The following is a 17859-nucleotide window of genomic DNA, read 5'->3' on the forward strand; positions in this document are numbered from 1 at the left end:
AATATGAGAATAGTTGGAGTAATACCAGCCAGAGGAGGATCTTCAAGATTTTATAATAAGCCGTTAGCAAATATTTTCGGCAAGCCTATGGTTTGGTGGGTTTACACACATTCAAAGGAAGTTGAGTGCTTTGAAGAGGTATATATTGCAACAGACAGCGAAGAAATTAAAGGGGTATGTGAAAATTTTGGTGCAAAAGTAATTATGACTTCAAAGGAGCATGATACAGCAACCGAAAGGCTTTATGAAGTATCACAGCAAATAGATGCAGATCTTTATGTAATGATAAATGGGGATGAGCCTGTTATAGAGGCAAAGGATATTGTAAAATGCATTCCAGCTAATTTGCAGAAAGAAGAATTTTATGTGTCAAATTTGATGACAGATTTTACTGACCCAGTTGAAGTAGTAGATACATCTAACTTAAAAATAGTAACCAATAAAGATGGGATTTGTCTATTCATTTCTAGGAGCCCCATTCCTTTTCCTAAAGGTGGTATGAACTATACATATCAGAAGTTTGTTGGAGTAGGAGCATTTACTAAAAAAGCTCTTCAATACTACCATGAAACACCAAGAGGACCTATTGAAAAAATTGAAGAAAACGACTCTTTTAGATTCATTGAAAATAGGAAGGATATTTATTATATAAACGCACATTGTAAAACCATTTCAGTTGATACTCCTAAAGATATTGAAAAGGTAGAAGAGTATATGTTAGAAAATGAAAGAAATCCAGTTTACACACTTAAATAACCAATTGGTAATGGGAGGAAGGATTTATAATGAAATCAATAAATGTTGGTAACATTACAGTAAATAATAATATGTTTGCGTTAGTTGCAGGCCCATGTGTAATAGAATCAGAAGCACAAGTAATGGGAGTAGCATCAAAATTGAAAGAAATTACAGGATTACTTGGTATTCCTTTTATTTTTAAGTCGTCGTTCGATAAAGCGAATAGAACGTCCATTTCATCGTACAGAGGTCCTGGGATAAATGAAGGTCTTCGTATACTTAAAAAAGTGAAAGATGATCTAGGTGTACCTGTAGTTACAGATATTCATGAACCGTATCAAGCAAGGATTGCTGCTGAGGTTGTAGATATGCTGCAAATACCTGCTTTTCTATGCAGACAAACAGATCTGTTGGTAGCAGCTGCTGAAACGAGGTTACCAATCAATATAAAAAAGGCGCAGTTTTTATCAGCAAAAGATATGAAAAATGTGATTACAAAGGTTGAAGAAACAGGTAACGAAAACATTCTTTTGTGCGAAAGAGGAAATACCTTTGGTTATAACAATTTAGTTGTTGATATGACCAACATTATTGAATTGAAAAATTTTGGTTATCCAGTTGTATTTGATGCAACGCACAGTGTTCAAAAGCCTGGAGGCAACCTCACAACTACAGGTGGGAATCGAGAGTATGTAGAACCTTTAGCTAAAGCAGCTTTAGCTGTTGGTGCAGATGTATTATTCATGGAAGTGCATGAGGATCCAGACAATGCAAAGTCTGATGGCCCTAACATGGTTAAACTTGATGAGATTGAAGTGATGCTAAAAAAACTAATGAAAGTATTTAAGGCGGTGCGTGATGTTGAATCAATTAGAATTTCTCACTGAATCGAAAAATGAACATCTAATAGATATTCTATCTGAATCGAAATATGTTTTTGAAACCGAAGTAAACGCCATAAACTTAGTTAAAGATGCTTTAGATGAAAGGTTTGTAAGAATTGTAGAATTGATATCCAATTGTTCAGGAAAGGTAATTGTTACAGGAATGGGCAAGCCAGGACATGTATCAAGAAAAATTGCCGCAACGATGTCTAGTCTTGGTACATCCTCGTTTTTCCTTCATCCTGCAGAAGCACTCCATGGTGACTTAGGAATGATTTCTGCAAACGACATTGTAATTGCTATTAGTTATAGCGGAGAAAGCGAAGAAATCACTAGGATTCTACCAAATATTAAAATGATAGGTGCAACCTTGATAGGTATTTCAGGTAATCAAAATTCATCACTTGTTAAATACAGTGACTACTCATTTGTATTTCCTAAATTTAATGAAGCATGTTCAATGAATTTAGCACCCACATCAAGTACAACGGTTGAAATGGTTTTAGGGGATGCATTAGCGGTTTGTTTATCTAAGATATATGGTTTTCAAGAACGAAATTATGCATTGTATCATCCAGCAGGATCTCTTGGCAAAAAACTGTTAATAAAAGTGACGGATATTATGCATGCAGGGGATAAAAATGCAGTTGTGAAGGCTGGGACCAAGTTAAAAGACGCTATTATTGAGATGAGCTCTAAAGCAATAGGAATTATTAATATTGTAAATCAAAATAATGAATTAATAGGAGTCTTTACTGATGGCGATTTAAGAAGAACGTTCACAAGGGAAGTGAATGTTTATAATTTGGTAGTAGATGATGTAATGGGAAAAATTCCAATATATATTGATTGTAATATGCTCGCAGTTGATGCATTAAAGATGATGAAAGAAAAAAATATCTCTGCATTGCCAGTAATTAGTGAAAATAAACTGGTCGGAACTGTAAGAGTTAACGATATCCTTGGTATGGGGATATTTGTATGATAAAAGATAAAGACTTATCAAAAATTAAGATGCTAGTTATGGATGTAGATGGTACCCTGACAGATGGGAAAATCTATATCGGTGCAAATGGTGAGGTATTTAAAGCATTCAATGTAAGAGACGGTTACCGTTTAATAAATATAGAAGAATATAATATCATCCCAGTTATCATTACGGGGAAGAAATCAGAGATTTTAGCAAATCGTGCTGCTGATCTAAAAATTAAAGAAGTTCATCAAGGCGTAGAGGATAAACTAAGGGTTTTAGATGAGATTATTAATAAGTATCAGCTAATATATGAAAATGTTGCTTATATTGGTGATGATGTAAACGATATTGATTGTATGAATGTATGCTATCTAACAGCTTGCCCAGCAGATGCAATTCAGGAAGTTATTTGTGTAGTAGATTATGTTTGCAAATCTAATGGTGGTAATGGTGCCGTCAGGGAGTTAATTGATTTAATCCTTAAAGAGATTAAAGTCAACAAAAACAATAAAAAAGGTGAATTAGTCTTAGGTGAACGATGATGAGAGAAGTCAAAAAAAGTTTAATCAAAGTCTATAATTCCTTTTATTTAATAATCTTTAATTTTGTAAATTATTTCTCGAAAATAAATATCCCTTTAACTAAAAATAACTATAAAATACTTAGGTTGAAAAATAAATATCTAGGTGAGCGCTGTTTTATCATTGGTAATGGGCCAAGTTTGAAGCCAGAGGATTTAGAAAAATTGAAAGCTGAATATACTTTTGCTTCTAATAAAATATATAAAATTTTCAATAAAACTAATTGGAGACCAACTTTTTATATGGTAGTTGATCCCATAGTACTTGAGGAAAATGTACATGATATAAATTTAGTAGAAGCAAAAACAAAATTCACTCTAAAGTGTTATAAACATTTATTTAAAGCAGATATTTATTTTAATAATAATCTTTATAAGAAAAAACGTGGTACTTTTTCAATTAATATTATGGAATCTTTATATTCTTCAGGTAGTGTTTCATATCATCTACTTCAAATAGCACATTATTTGGGATTTTCAGAAGTCTATTTGTTAGGACATGATTACAATTTTAAAGGGGCAATTTCAAAAACAAAAGATTTATCCTTTCTTAAAAAAGAAGATAACTCACAACATTATTTTAGTAAAGAGTACATCAGAGCAGATGAAAAGAAACCAGGACAGGCGCCAGAAGAAATTTATCATGGTATGGAAAAGGCAAAGTTAGTATATGAAAATTCTGGGAGAAAAATACTAAATGCAACACGGGTTTCTTACTTGGATGTATTCGACCTAAAAAATTTTGATGGATTGTTTGGAGAAAAATAATGAAGAATATGATAAAAAAAATAACAAATAACGTAGCATCTTTTATTATTTGGACTTATAGAAGAAAAATAAGACGGTCCTTTATTAATATAAGAATTAGAATGCTATCGCAAAGAGTAAAAAAATATAAAGACATCCACATTGGTGAAAGTTGCTTTATTATTGGAAATGGACCAAGTTTGACGGGAGAAGATTTAAATAAAATAAAAAATCAGATTTCATTTTCTTCAAATAGAATTAATTTATTCTTAGATGATACTAAGTGGAGCCCCTATTATTATACTTTTATAGATGCACGGATGGCAGTTAATTTTTTTGATGAAGTATATAACATGAGAAAGAAACAGATGTTTGTGGTTGTAACAGATGCTGGTTATTCACCCTTGAAAAAACATTTTGGTAAGGAGTGTGTCTTTTTAAGATCTTATCACGAACATGAGAAAAGTGGCCTACCAAAGTTCAGTGAAGATTTGTCGGAAAAGTTGAATACACATGGAACAGTAACGTATGCAAATATTCAACTTGCAATCTATATGGGGTTTAAAAATATCTATTTAATAGGTGTCGATAATAATTATGCAATTAATAAACAGGAAGATGGTAGTATTGAAATCAATAAAGAATTGATAGGGAAGGATTATTTTAAAGAGAGCTACTATAACTCTATTGAGAATGCAAAGCAAGTTCCCAATAATATATATGCGATGTCACAAGCTTATAAATCTGCTAAGCAATATTGTGATCAGAGAGGTGTGAAAATCTATAATGCTACTAGGGGAGGTAAACTTGAGGTTTTTCCAAGGGTTAACTTCGATGATTTATTCGATACTAATGGTAATTTTATTGGTGAAACAGTAGCTGGAGAACTAGGAGCTGTTAAGCAACAAGGTTATAAAACCGTATAATTAACGTGCAATACTATTCCTATTATAAGGGGATTTTTGTGAAAAAACGTTAAATAATAAAACATTCTTCCATGTCAAAAAGCTTAAAAAATATTTTCTAACAAATGTTAATTTGTGAATGTAATGGTCTACTGTCCTCTAATTATCATAATTTAAAAAATTTAGGAGGAAAAACATGAATAATGTAAAATTATTAGACTGCACTCTTCGTGACGGTGGTTATTATAACTCTTGGGATTTTGATGTTTCATTAATCCAAGATTACTTGATTGCAATGGATGAAATTTCTGTGGACTATGTAGAACTGGGTTTACGTGGTTTTAGTAAGGATGGATTCAGGGGAGCATGTGCCTATACTACAGACAATTACATAAAAAAACTAGTTATACCTGAAGGGATAAAAATAGGTGTAATGATCAATGCCAGTGATTTGGTTAAATATCCAGATGGAATTGAAATGGCCTTATCTAAATTATTTGCCCCTGCTTCCGAATCACCTGTAAGTTTAGTTCGTATAGCATGCCACGTACATGAATTTGAACAAGCATTACCGGCGGTCAGTTGGTTAAAGAATCAAGGTTACATGGTAGGTTTTAATCTTATGCAGATTGGAGATCGAAGTGAAGAAGAAATTAAAAATTTAGCATATGCTGCTAGTCAATATCCATTAGATGTCCTATATTTTGCTGATAGCTTAGGTAGCTTAAGTCCTGAAGACACATCTCAAATAATTCAAGTGATCCGTCAGGCCTGGAAAGGACCATTGGGAATACACACCCATGATAACATGGGGTACGCGTTAGCAAATTCTATGCGTGCTCTAGAGGAAGGTGTGACGTGGATTGATGGCACCGTAACCGGAATGGGAAGAGGTCCTGGAAATGCAAAAACTGAGTATTTAGCAATTGAGTTAGAAGAGTATAGAAATGGCTCTATTAATATTACTCCGTTAATGAAGTTAATTGAAGGATACTTTCTACCGTTACAACAAAGATGTGGTTGGGGGACCAATACTTTTTACTATCTTGCTGGTAAATATGGTATACACCCAACATACATTCAAGAAATGCTTAGTGACTCTAGGTATATTGAAGAAGATATATTAGCAGTTATTGAATATTTAAAATCTGAAGGTGGAAAAAAATTTAATATCAATACATTAGAGGCTGCACGTAATTTTTATTCCGGAGATCCAACTGGTACTTGGAAGCCGGCAGATGTAATTTCTAATAAGGAAGTTTTAATAATAGGTACAGGACCAAGTATTGTTAAGCATAGGCAGGCATTGGAAGATTATATCAGAAGCAAACAGCCTTACGTAATAGCCCTGAATACTCAATCGCATATTTCTTCAGATTTAATTAACGTTAGAGCCGCATGTCATCCTGTTAGACTACTTGCAGATAGCTCTCTACACACCACTCTACCACAACCATTAATAATCCCAGCTTCTATGTTATCTCATAATATTAATAAGGCTTTTAGTGGAAAGAAACTATTGGATTTTGGTATTTCGATACAAGAAAATACTTTTAAGTTTGATGCAAATTTCTGCGTTCTACCAAACTCACTTGTTTTTGCATATGCTTTAGCTATTGCAGCTAGTGGAAACGCATCTCGCATTCTATTAGCTGGGTTTGACGGTTATGGTGCTGATGACCCGAGAACAAGCGAAATTAATAATTTATTGAATACATTCACGCGTGTTTCAAATACTCCACCAGTAATATCTATTACACCAACCCAATACAAAATTTCTACAAGTACAGTTTACGCTTTTTAGGAGGATAACTATGAATTATTGTGTCATTATTCCAGCCCGTTATCAATCTTCGAGATTACCTGGAAAACCACTAATAGATTTATGTGGTCTCCCCATGGTTGTAAGAACTTATCAGCAATGTATAAAAGCATGTCCTCCCGAAAAGGTTTATGTTGCAACAGATGATAAACGTATTAGGGAAGTGTGTGAATCAAATAATATTCAAGTTATTATGACTTCAAGCGATTGCCTTACTGGAACAGATAGAATTGCAGAGTGTGCTAAGTATATTGATGCAGATGTATTTATTAATGTTCAAGGTGATGAACCATTATTCAACCCGAATGACTTGAAGTTATTAATATCAAGTGTTGAAGAGTACCCAGGTGAAGTATTGAATGGATACTGTGAAATAAGTGACGAAAATCTTTTCAGAAGCAGCTCAATACCAAAAGTAGTATTCCGACCAGATGGACGATTACTTTTTATGTCTCGCTCTCCAATTCCTTCCAATAAGGAACAGGGATTTCAAAAGGCATGGCGCCAAGTGTGTGTCTATGCTTTTCCAAGAGAAGCATTAAAGGACTTTTCATCGGTGTCCAAGAAAACGAATCTCGAAAGCATAGAAGACATCGAAATACTTCGATTTTCAGAATTAGGCTGGGAAGTGCGAATGTTAGAACTATCTAGTGATTCAATTGCGGTGGATACTCCAGAAGATATTCAACGTGTAGAGGCAGCAATATTTGACAGAGGTTTAAAAATTAACTAATTGTATTTTTGAACACTTTTTAGGTTAGCCATATTAAGTATATATAAAGGAGTAAAAAATGATCTCACCATTTTTAAGCCAATATGACATTATCATTTTTGATTGTGATGGTGTCCTTATAGATGTAAATCTTTTAAAATGCGAAGCATTTGGTATGGCAGTAGAAGGTTATCCTACTGAAGTAGTTGAAAGCTTTGTTAACCATTGTAAAAAGACATTTGGGGTTTCCAGATACGTAAAATTCAAAGAGTTTTTAAGTGATTTTGCAAAAGAGTCATTTCAAGAAAAACAGTATATAACTTTTTTAAACAATTATGCGAATATTTGCAAGGAAGTTTATAAAGACGCGAATATTACAGCAGGTACTGAAAATTTACTTTTGGAGTTGTCCAAATTAAATAAAAAATTATACGTAGCTTCTGGTAGCGATGAAAGAGAACTAAATGAGGTCTTTATTAAAAGAAATATAAGTAAATATTTTGTTAAAATATTTGGTTCTCCTAAAACTAAAACAGAGTGTGCTTCAATTATCTTAAGTAATCATCCTAACAAAAAAGCTATATTTATAGGAGATGCATTATCTGATATGAAAACTGCTAAGGAACATAAGATTGATTTTATTTATATGTCAAGATACACAGTTCAGTCTGAAGAGCAGGATTTCATATGTAGAAAGGGTGCAAAACTGGTAGTTAATACACTTGCAGAACTTATTTCTAATATTTGAAGATCATGATTAAACTCTAAAATAGTTTTTTAATATAGACCTTTTAATACCTAGGGTTGTTGGATAGTTATGGTTGAATACTTGAACTGTATTGATGGAAAAGGAATATAGATGATAGTTTCTTTTTAATAGTAAGTTTCTATTTATCGGCAAGGTTATTATATTCATAAAAAGAATTCAAATGTAATTTTTTAATTAATTCATTCTTGATGTATCTTTAAGTTGGAGGTAGTAAAATTCCCTTTGTAAAATCAAAGGTAGGATAAGAGATATTAACTTTCTAGTCTTTTATTTAAGGATTAAGTTGTTAAATACTGATTAGTTAAGATGAATAAAAATATGCTTTTTTTATTATTCATTTAATAAGTTCAATCTGGAGAATTTTATAGTGGAGGAAATGGTGTATAGATGAGGAAGTTTTATTCGAATTTTACTAAGGCAAATCAATTGTTAGATGGAAATGTATCAATTTATTTAGACTTAGTTCGCGGGATATCTGCTATTTTAGTAGTAATGGAGCATTTAAGCTCTAGATTGTTTGTGGGGTACGGTTATTTAGAAAGTCCTAACTTACTCGTTAAGTTTATCTACCTGCTAAATTTTCTAGGTAATCCTTCAGTAATAATATTTTTTGTACTAAGTGGATTATTTATCTCAAGATCGGTTCTAAAAGCAGTATATGAAAATAAATGGTCATGGCAGTCATATTTTATACACCGTCTTTCAAGACTATTTGTTGTGTTGATACCTGCATTATTATTAACATTTATCTTGGATAATATAGCAGTTTATTTTTTTGGTTACAAAGGTTATGAAAATATTATTAATAACTTAAAAGAGTTTATAGGAAATTTATTTTTTCTCCAGAATATTTTGGTAGGATTTTATGGCTCAAATGCTCCATTATGGAGTCTAAGTTTTGAGTTTTGGTATTACATGCTATTTCCACTACTGCTAGGGGTATTTATTAAACAGAGGAAAGTTAGTAAACTTACATACTTATTGTTATCTTTAGGAATAATAACTACAATTGGCATTAGCATGAACTCCTATTTTACAATATGGTTAATAGGCACTTTTGTACTTTTATCACCAAAAATAAATTTTTTTACACAAAGGTTCTTTTCAATACTAGCCTTATTATTACTATTTATAGCAATGCCTGTTCATCCTTTAGTAATGACTGGAAGGCTTTTTGCAGATAAGCAATTGAAGGATTTAATGGATTTATTTGGTGTTAACCTTTTTATAGGATTAGCTTTTGGCTTTCTAATTTATACCTTGCTACATGGTAAATCAAATAAAAGGAACGTCAATCTTATATGGCTGGGGAAGTTATCCAAATTAATTGCCAGTTTTTCATTTAGCCTTTATTTAATTCATTATCCTATAATAAATACAATATACTATTGGTGCGCTAAGAATGGTTTTTCTGGCTTACAGCCTAACATAACTTCAGTACTTGTCGAAATGTTTATTGTATTACTTATTTGTTTAATTGCGTTTTTATTCTCCAAGTATACAGAAGCTAAAACACATATTGTTCGAAAATATCTTGAAACAAAAATTACCTTATATATATTAAGTCACCGTAATAGAGCACTAAACAAGCAAAAAGAAGTAGGATAATCAAACGGAGGGTCACCCTAATTAGATTTGGTATCAGAATTTTTTGATAGTTTAAATTTTAATATAGAGCTTTTGTGAGATTGTTTTTTTATGGTGAATATTTTTTAAATTAAGGTATAGTTTGTAAAGGTATGGGTATACGAGAACACTTTCAAAAGGAAGTCTAAGGCACCTCCTCAATCTGGGGTAAAAGAATCACAATCGCTATCTATAAACTCAAAAATTTGTAAAAAACAAAGTCAAATATATCTTAGGATCAATAATAATTGATAATGTCTTCGAAAATTATAAATCTTTTATGAAATTGTATTGACTTCATTTCCTTGAAATAATAATATATTCTTAACAATAGTGTTCGTTATAAAGAAAAAACAACTTACTTAACCCCATAATTTATATACTTTTTTAGGTTTATAGAGAAAAATGTAATTGAATTTGAAATTATTTTAATTTTTTTTGGAATTATCGTTCTTTTTATAGAACTATCAGAAGAAGAGTTCGCTGATGGAGATAAAACGGAAACAATCGTGATGTTCCAGTAGGGAGAGTTTAATTAATGAAAAATCTTGTGTTGGCTAACTTCGGAATGGGCTTATATAACTTTAGAAAAGAAATATTAAAAGAACTTATCAATCAGAATAATGATGTGTATATATCCTTACCAAATGATGAATATGTACCCAAACTAGAAAGATTAGGATGTAAATTCGTAGAGACCCATTTAGAAAGACGCGGAACCAATCCCATTAAAGATGTACGGCTTTTACTTCATTATATAAAACTAATTAAACGAATTAATCCAGACGTAGTTTTAACTTATACCATTAAGCCCAATGTTTATGGCGGCCTAGCATGCAGGATTACCAAAACACCATATATCACGAACATTACTGGTCTAGGTACATCCGTTGAGAATAAAGGTATCATTCAAAAAATTACATTAATGCTCAATAAAATAGGATTAAAAAAAGCAGCATGTTTATTTTTCCAAAATGATACGAATCTAAAATTCTTTCTCGATCAAAACATTGTAAAGAGCAAAACAAGATTAATTCCCGGTTCTGGTGTGAATTTAGACCACCATACTTTTGAAGAATATCCTGAGGATGATGGAAAACACAGATTTCTCTTTATTGGACGAATGATGAAATCAAAGGGGATAGAAGAGCTTCTGCAAGCGGCCAAAATAGTCATAGAAAAATATCCAAATACACAATTCGATTTAATCGGCCATTGTGAAGAAGATTACCATCAACAATTAGCTGAATTAGATCAATTAGGAATTATTCATTATCACGGCCAACAGAATAATGTTCATTCGTTTATAAAGAAATCTCACGCAACCATCCTTCCTTCCTATCATGAAGGAACAGCGAATGTACTGCTTGAATCTGCCTCTTCAGGACGGCCAGTTTTAGCTTCAAGAGTACCTGGGTGCATAGAAACGTTTGATGAAGATGTAAGCGGTTATGGTTTTGAGGTGAAGAGTGTTGAAAGTTTAGTAGAAGCCATCATTAAATTTATAAAACTGCCGTATGAACAAAAAAAAGCAATGGGAATAGCTGGGCGAAAAAAAATGGAGAAAGAATATGATAGAAAAATTGTGATTAATGCATATATGGATGAGATTAATAATTTAAAAGGAGAAATGGTATGAATTTATATGAAAAGATTGTTAAAAGAGAAGAAAAAGTATCATTAATCGGCCTAGGTTATGTGGGGATGCCTATTGCTGTTTCTTTTGCAAAGAAAGTGGATGTCATCGGGTTTGATGTGAATAAGGAAAAGATTGAGCTTTATAAAAATGGTGTGGACCCAACAAAAGAAGTAGGAAATGAAATTATTAAGCTCACAACTGTTGATTTCACATCTGATGAAAAAAGATTAAGAGAAGCAAAATTCCATATTGTTGCCGTACCTACCCCTGTTAAAGAAGACCGAACTCCTGACTTAACTCCTATAGAATCAGCCACCCGTACTCTTGGTAGAAATTTAACCAAAGGTTCCATTGTTGTCTTTGAATCCACTGTATATCCAGGTGTAACAGAAGAGTTTTGTGTTCCTATTTTAGAAAAGGAATCTGGATTAAAGTGTGGAGTGGATTTTAAAGTGGGATACTCCCCTGAAAGAATAAACCCTGGCGATCAAGAACATAGACTAGAAACAATCATTAAAGTAGTTTCTGGAATGGATAAAGAAACATTAGAGACTGTCGCAAAAGTTTATGAACTGGTCGTTGATGTGGGGGTTTATAAGGCAGAAAGCATTAAAGTGGCTGAAGCTGCGAAGGTGATTGAAAACTCCCAACGAGACATTAATATAGCTTTCATGAATGAACTTTCTATCATCTTCAACAAGATGGGGATTGATACGAAATCTGTATTAGAAGCAGCAGGAACGAAGTGGAATTTCTTAAAGTTCTCTCCTGGTCTTGTAGGAGGCCATTGTATTGGTGTAGACCCTTACTATCTTACATACAAGGCGGAACAAATGGGCTACTATTCTCAAATTATACTTTCGGGTAGAAAAATTAATGATGATATGGGGAAGTATGTAGCTGAAAGTACTGTCAAGAAAATGATCAAAGCCAACAAACAAATAAATGGCTCAAAAGTAGCTGTCTTTGGTGTTACTTTTAAACAGAACTGCCCTGATGTTCGGAACACAAAAGTAGTCGATGTAATCAAAGAATTAGAGGAGTATGGAGTGGAAGTTAAAGTGGTTGATCCTCTAGCGGATAAAGATGACCTTTGGAATGAATATAGAATTAATCCATGTTGTGTGGAAGAAATAAAGGAAATGGATGCTGTCATCTTTGCAGTAGCTCATGATGAGTTTAAATCTATTTGCTTAGAAGATGTAAAAAAGATGTTTAAAACATCCGGTCAAATGTATATCCATTCTGAAGCGATGAATGAAGTAGCGGCTGCATCTGAGTTTGATACAGAAGCTGAAAGGAATGACCATGTATTAATAGATATTAAGGGAGTATTTAATCGAGCAGAAGCTGAGAATTCAGGCTTCTTGTATTGGAGGCTTTAACATGGGGTATGAAACTATTAAATTTCCGAAGGGGTCAACTTTTTTAGTAACTGGATCAGCAGGATTTATAGGTTCCAATTTAGTTGAAGCCATCTTGAAATTAGGATATCGGGTTCGGGGACTTGATAATTTTTCAACTGGCAAAAAGGAAAATGTAGATTCATTGTTAGTTAATCCTAACTATGAATTTATTGAAGGAGATATTCGTGACTTGGATACTTGTATGAAAGCTTGTGAAGGTGTGGATTATGTCCTTCATCAAGCCGCATGGGGAAGTGTTCCCAGAAGTATAGAGATGCCATTACTATATGAAGAAATTAACATTAAAGGCACGTTACATATGATGGAGGCAGCTAGACAGTATGGTGTGAAGAAATTTGTTTACGCCTCAAGTTCATCCGTCTATGGTGACGAGCCTAATCTGCCAAAAAAAGAGGGGAAAGAAGGCAATGTGTTATCTCCATATGCACTTACCAAAATGGTAGATGAGGAATATGGGAAGCTATATACAAAGCTATACGGACTCGATACCTATGGTTTAAGGTATTTTAATGTATTCGGACGGAGACAGGATCCTAATGGGGCTTATGCAGCGGTTATTCCCAAATTTATTAAACAACTTCTGAATAATGAAAGTCCAACCATTAATGGTGACGGAAAACAGAGTAGAGATTTTACTTATATAGAAAATGTAATTGAGGCCAATTTGAAAGCCTGTATGTCAAGTAGTGAGGCTGCAGGGCAAGCCTATAATATTGCTTACGGTGGAAGAGAGTTTTTAATAGATATCTATCATCACTTGTTAAATGCATTAGGAAAAGAGATCCAGCCGGTTTTTGGGCCAGAGAGAAAAGGGGATATTAAGCATAGCAATGCTGATATATCTAAAGCCCAACTGATGCTGGGGTATGAACCAGAATGGAGCTTTGAGCAAGGCATTGAGGCTGCCATAGAATGGTATAAAGAGAATTTGGGATACTTAGAACGGGTGTAAGTTCCAGGAGGGTAGGAAATGAGTAAACCTATTAGAGTTCTGCACGTTGTCGTAAATATGAACAGGGGCGGAGCTGAGACACTGCTTATGAATCTATATAGAAATATAGACCGTTCCAAAATTCAATTCGATTTTCTGACGTGTAAAGAAGGAGTTTTTGATCAAGAAATTAAAGAACTTGGTGGGACCATACATCGAATTCCATATATTAATGAAGTGGGGCATTTTGGTTACATAAATGCCTTAAATAATTTCTTCTCTACCCATAATGACTATACCATCGTACATTCTCATTTAAATAGAATGAGTGGATTGGTAGTTAGAGCTGCAAAAAAATTTGGCATTCGGTATTGTATTTCTCACAGCCATAATACTGGAGGGGAGGGCGGAGCATTAGCTAAGGCATATAAATGGTATTCCGGGTTATTTATTCCCTCCTATTCCGATTATACATTTGCATGTTCAGAAGCTGCCGCCAAATGGTTATTTGGGAAAAAGGCAAATGCGGCAAAATTGCTTAATAATGGTATAGAGCCTGAAATGTTTACGTACTCTCCAGATATTAGAAAGACAAAAAGAATAGAATTAGGGATTAATGATCAAATAGTTTTTGGTCATGTTGGTAGGTTTACAAAACAAAAAAATCATAAATTCCTAATTGAAGTTTTTGCTGAATTTGTTAAAAGAAAGCCCAACTCAATCCTATTATTATGTGGTGACGGTGTATTACGGAATGATATTGAAAAAAGAGTCGGCGAACTAAATATACGAGATAAGGTTAAGTTTCTAGGTGTTAGAAGTGATATTAATCAATTACTACAAGCTTTTGACCTATTTTTATTTCCGTCCCTGCATGAAGGGTTACCAGTAACACTTATAGAGGCACAAGCTGCTGGAGTCCCTTGTATAATATCAGATGAGATCACAGATGAGGTTGACTTAGGTTTAGGTTTAATGAAGTTTTTAAATCTATCAAGTATAGATCTTTGGGCTGCTGAACTAGAAAAAATGACCGTGGGAAAAATACAACGTCATACCTCTAAATTAAAAATGCTAAGGGACAGAGGGTATGATATTAAGAATACGGCAACATGGCTTCAAGACTTTTATCTAACGAATTCGAGGTGATATTTCTTGCCAATATTGACTATATTTACCCCGACCTACAATAGGGCTTATACCCTTCATAAATGTTATGGAAGTCTGAAAAGGCAATCATGCAAAGATTTTATTTGGTTAATTATTGATGATGGATCTTCTGATAATACGGAGGATTTAGTAAAAAGTTGGATAGAAGAAGGAATTATTTCCATTCGATATTATCTACAGGAAAACCAAGGTATGCACGGAGCACATAATACGGCCTATAACCTAATTGAAACAGAATTAAATGTTTGTATTGATAGCGATGATTATATGCCTTATGATGCAGTTGAAAAAATCGTGTCTTTTTGGAATGAAAACGGAGGTGAAAATATAGGCGGTATCATTGGGCTGGATTGTAATGCCAAAGGGAAAGTTATTGGGACAGAACTTCCAAGTAATATTAGAACTTCTACATTATTTAACCTATACAATAAATACGGAGTTAAGGGAGATAAGAAACTAGTCTATCGGACGAATTTGACAAGGAAATATCCTTATCCTGTTTATCCCAATGAAAAGTTAGTTCCTCTCTCATATAAATATTATTTGCTAGATCAGGAAGTTGAGATGCTTTTAATGAATGAAGCACTCTGTTGTGTGGAGTATCTGCCGGATGGATCATCAATGAATATATTAAAGCAATATAAACAAAGTCCAAAAGGCTTTAGATTTTATCGAATGGAAATGATGAAATTACCTAACACCCCGTTCCTATTCAAATTTAAGCAAGCCATACATTATGTATCTTGCAGTGTCTTTGCAGGAAGTGAGGATGTTTTAAAGCACTCACCTCAAAAACTGCTGACGCTTATTGCTTTACCATTTGGTATTGTCTTAAACAAATATATTACCTTTAAGGTATTAGATAAATACACAAATGTATAACATTGGATTTTAATACATTTTAATGACAGAAAGGTAAGATAAAGCGATGATTCCAAAAGTAATACACTACTGTTGGTTTGGTAAAGGAGATATGCCCAAATTGGCACAAAAGTGCATTAATAGTTGGGAGAAATATTGTCCGGACTATAAGATTATTGAATGGAATGAACAAAACTTTGATATTACAAGTAACAAGTATGTATATGAAGCATATCAAAATAAAAAATACGCTTTTGTAACTGACTATGTTCGTTTATATGTTATGTATAAATATGGTGGAATTTATATGGATACAGATGTTGAAGTTTTATCTTCATTGGATATATTCCTAAATAATAAAGCTTTTTCTGGATTTGAAACCCAGGATTACGTTCCTACAGGTGTAATGGCATGTGAAAAAGAGTTCGAATTATTTGGAGAATTCCTAGCGTACTATGAAGATAAGAGTTTTGTAAACAATGATGGAAGCCTAGATATGACAAGTAATGTAAGAATAATGACAAATATTCTAGAAAAATATGGCCTTAATAAAAATGGGGAATTTCAAGTTATTAACGGGTTTGCACTATACCCAATGGACTATTTTTGCCCTTTGGATAATGCGACTGGGAGATTAAATAAGACTGCAAATACTGCAACTATACACTGGTTCAATAAATCGTGGGTTGATCCTATCAAAAGGAAAAGAAGTAAAATAACAAGAATTTTTCATTTGTTATTTGGAAAAAATTGTTTTAGTTGGCTTAAAAAAGTAGTGGGATAAAATATGAAAAAAATCTTAATTGTATCTCATTGGATGGAAATTGGTGGGGCAGAACGAAGTTTGATAGGATTATTAAATAGTATAGATTACTCGAATTATAGTGTTGACTTATACTTATGTCGTCATACAGGTGAATTTTTGAAACTAATTCCAAAGGAAGTAAATTTATTACCAGAAGATAGCAAGGCCGCAGCGATTGCAATACCTCTTAAAAGTGTATTAATGAAAGGCTATTTAGACATATTCATCGGTAGATTACTAGGAAAGTTAGTTGCAAAATTCTTTACTATTATTAAAAAGCCTAAATATCCAAATAACATAGCTATTGAGTATAGTAATTTATTTACCTTCCCATTCATTTCAAAAATAGTTCCTAATAATTTATATGACTTAACTATTAGTTTTTTAGAGCCACATTATATAGCAGCATATAAAACGAGAGCAAAAATAAAAATTGCTTGGATGCATACTGATTATTCACAAATTGATTTGGATGTTAAAGAGGGTTATAAAATTTGGAATCAGTTTGATTATATTGCCTCTATTTCAGAAAATTGTACAGAAGGATTTTGTTCAAGGTTTCCCGATTTAAAACATAGAATTATTCAAATTGAAAACATACTATCTCCCAGTTTTGTTAAACAACAAGCAGCAGAGAATATTAATATAGAGCACGAGATGGAGTTGAGTGACCATGAAGTAAAACTACTATCAATTGGACGGTTTAGTTACGCGAAAAATTTTGATAACGTTCCTGATATATGTAAATTAATAATTGAAGCAGGGTATAAGATAAGATGGTGTCTTATTGGCTATGGTGGAGACGAACAACTAATAAAAGAAAAAATAATTGAAGCTGGCATGCAAGACCATGTAATTATTCTAGGGAAAAAGGAAAATCCCTATCCATATCTTAAGTACTGTGATATATATGTGCAACCATCTAGATATGAAGGCAAAGCTGTAGCAGTTCGGGAGGCTCAAATGCTTTGTAAGCCAGTAGTAATTACAAATTTTTCAACTTCAAATAGTCAATTGAAAAACAACTTTGATGGAATTATAGTTCCTATGGATGTTGAAGGGTGTGCAAAGGGGATTATTGAACTAATAAGAAACAAGAATTTAAGAAAAAAGTTAAGTATAAATTGTTCTAATATGGATTATGGAAATGAATTCGAAATACAGAAAATTTATAACTTAATAAAATAATTGCAGGTTTTTGTCGAATGTTTGTTCTTTAAAAAGAATATCTATTACGTTATATTTATGTATATATTAAGATGTTGCTATG

17 protein-coding genes are annotated in these 17859 nt (G+C 32.8%); all 17 read left to right on the top strand.

Annotation, left to right across the window (positions count from 1 at the left end):
* The first annotated feature begins 3 nt into the window (after nt 1-3).
* The 17 genes from ABES03_RS21725 (at nt 4) to ABES03_RS21805 (ending at nt 17777) form a co-directional block, all read left to right on the top strand.
* Nucleotides 4-756, top strand: coding sequence for a 3-deoxy-manno-octulosonate cytidylyltransferase (locus tag ABES03_RS21725; RefSeq protein WP_430120600.1), 753 nt, complete (start codon nt 4-6; stop codon nt 754-756).
* 29 nt (nt 757-785) lie between these two features.
* The gene (kdsA, locus tag ABES03_RS21730; protein ID WP_430120602.1) at nt 786-1625 is read left to right on the top strand and encodes a 3-deoxy-8-phosphooctulonate synthase; all 840 of its coding nucleotides are present in this window, start codon (nt 786-788) and stop codon (nt 1623-1625) included.
* Complete coding sequence (locus tag ABES03_RS21735; protein WP_430120604.1) at nt 1597-2607, top strand: KpsF/GutQ family sugar-phosphate isomerase; 1011 nt, start codon at nt 1597-1599, stop codon at nt 2605-2607. Before kdsA ends, ABES03_RS21735 begins: the two co-directional genes overlap by 29 nt.
* Nucleotides 2604-3137 carry a KdsC family phosphatase gene (locus ABES03_RS21740; protein WP_430120606.1) on the top strand — a complete coding sequence of 178 codons (534 nt, stop codon included), beginning with the start codon at nt 2604-2606 and terminating at the stop codon, nt 3135-3137. Before ABES03_RS21735 ends, ABES03_RS21740 begins: the two co-directional genes overlap by 4 nt.
* Nucleotides 3137-3943 carry a 6-hydroxymethylpterin diphosphokinase MptE-like protein gene (locus tag ABES03_RS21745; protein WP_430120608.1) on the top strand — a complete coding sequence of 269 codons (807 nt, stop codon included), beginning with the start codon at nt 3137-3139 and terminating at the stop codon, nt 3941-3943. Before ABES03_RS21740 ends, ABES03_RS21745 begins: the two co-directional genes overlap by 1 nt.
* A complete protein-coding gene (locus tag ABES03_RS21750; protein WP_430120610.1) occupies nt 3943-4848 on the top strand; it encodes a 6-hydroxymethylpterin diphosphokinase MptE-like protein in 906 nt (301 codons plus the stop codon). The genes ABES03_RS21745 and ABES03_RS21750 overlap by 1 nt, the downstream gene beginning before the upstream one ends.
* 175 nt (nt 4849-5023) lie before the next feature.
* Nucleotides 5024-6631: an aldolase catalytic domain-containing protein gene (locus ABES03_RS21755; protein ID WP_430120612.1), complete on the top strand. Its 1608-nt coding sequence runs from the start codon at nt 5024-5026 to the stop codon at nt 6629-6631.
* A 10-nt stretch (nt 6632-6641) separates the two neighbouring features.
* Entirely contained in the window at nt 6642-7382 is a 741-nt protein-coding gene (locus ABES03_RS21760) for a 3-deoxy-manno-octulosonate cytidylyltransferase (protein ID WP_430120614.1), read from the top strand.
* Between the two features lie 58 nt (nt 7383-7440).
* Complete coding sequence (locus tag ABES03_RS21765; protein WP_430120616.1) at nt 7441-8109, top strand: HAD family hydrolase; 669 nt, start codon at nt 7441-7443, stop codon at nt 8107-8109.
* 408 nt (nt 8110-8517) lie between these two features.
* Nucleotides 8518-9738 (top strand): acyltransferase family protein, encoded by a 1221-nt coding sequence (locus tag ABES03_RS21770; protein ID WP_430120618.1) that lies wholly within the window; start codon nt 8518-8520, stop codon nt 9736-9738.
* 556 nt (nt 9739-10294) lie between these two features.
* A complete protein-coding gene (locus ABES03_RS21775) occupies nt 10295-11395 on the top strand; it encodes a glycosyltransferase family 4 protein (RefSeq protein ID WP_430120620.1) in 1101 nt (366 codons plus the stop codon).
* Complete coding sequence (locus ABES03_RS21780) at nt 11392-12780, top strand: nucleotide sugar dehydrogenase (RefSeq protein ID WP_430120622.1); 1389 nt, start codon at nt 11392-11394, stop codon at nt 12778-12780. The genes ABES03_RS21775 and ABES03_RS21780 overlap by 4 nt, the downstream gene beginning before the upstream one ends.
* Before the next feature lies 1 nt (nt 12781).
* Complete coding sequence (locus tag ABES03_RS21785; RefSeq protein ID WP_430120624.1) at nt 12782-13774, top strand: SDR family oxidoreductase; 993 nt, start codon at nt 12782-12784, stop codon at nt 13772-13774.
* Between the two features lie 18 nt (nt 13775-13792).
* Nucleotides 13793-14902 (top strand): glycosyltransferase family 1 protein, encoded by a 1110-nt coding sequence (locus ABES03_RS21790; protein ID WP_430120626.1) that lies wholly within the window; start codon nt 13793-13795, stop codon nt 14900-14902.
* 6 nt (nt 14903-14908) lie between these two features.
* Nucleotides 14909-15805, top strand: a complete 897-nt coding sequence (locus ABES03_RS21795) for a glycosyltransferase family 2 protein (protein ID WP_430120628.1) — start codon at nt 14909-14911, stop codon at nt 15803-15805.
* Between the two features lie 46 nt (nt 15806-15851).
* Nucleotides 15852-16568: a glycosyltransferase family 32 protein gene (locus tag ABES03_RS21800; RefSeq protein ID WP_430120630.1), complete on the top strand. Its 717-nt coding sequence runs from the start codon at nt 15852-15854 to the stop codon at nt 16566-16568.
* A 3-nt stretch (nt 16569-16571) separates the two neighbouring features.
* Nucleotides 16572-17777, top strand: coding sequence for a glycosyltransferase (locus ABES03_RS21805; protein ID WP_430120632.1), 1206 nt, complete (start codon nt 16572-16574; stop codon nt 17775-17777).
* Nucleotides 17778-17859: the final 82 nt, after the last annotated feature.

It is taken from the genome of Neobacillus rhizosphaerae (genome assembly GCF_050477885.1).
Taxonomy (GTDB): domain Bacteria; phylum Bacillota; class Bacilli; order Bacillales; family Cytobacillaceae; genus Neobacillus; species Neobacillus rhizosphaerae_A.